Source organism: Deinococcus alpinitundrae, assembly GCF_009982895.1.
In the GTDB taxonomy this organism is placed as follows: Bacteria; Deinococcota; Deinococci; order Deinococcales; family Deinococcaceae; genus Deinococcus; species Deinococcus alpinitundrae.
This window is the reverse complement of sequence record NZ_WXZL01000124.1, coordinates 1-414: the sequence shown is the minus strand read 5'-3', so window position 1 is coordinate 414 and position 414 is coordinate 1. Positions and strand designations below refer to the sequence as shown.

The window sequence follows — 414 nt, the reverse complement described above, 5'->3', positions numbered from 1 at the left end:
CCAGTTCCTGATTCCGATCGAGAACTTCGTGGTGGCCGGTGGTTTCGAAACCACCGTTTCTGGTTCCTTCCGTGGGTTGGGCCAGTTCAACCGGCAGACGTGGGATGGACTCCGTCGTTTAGGCCGTAACCTTCCTGCATTTGAGGAGGGTTCGGCACAACTGAACGCTTCTCTTTATGCAATCGGGTTCTTGTATCTTGAGAACAAGAGAGCGTACGAAGCGTCGTTCAAAGGCCGCGTATTAACTCACGAAATCGCGTATTTGTATCACAACCAAGGCGCTCCGGATGGTTATGTCGAACGTGCCACCCTTCGTTACATCTGGGAACATTTTCAGTGCACGATGCAGTTCAGTGTTAAGCCCCTTCATGCTTCAGATCCGCTTTACGCAAATCTGAGATGCAGGAAGGGGCT

At 51.7% G+C, this 414-nt stretch carries 1 protein-coding gene; it reads left to right on the top strand.

All coding sequences use genetic code 11. The features are described from left to right. Positions 1-414 (top strand): hypothetical protein (locus GUI70_RS22705; protein ID WP_202630570.1); only part of this gene is annotated, 414 nt, incomplete at both ends.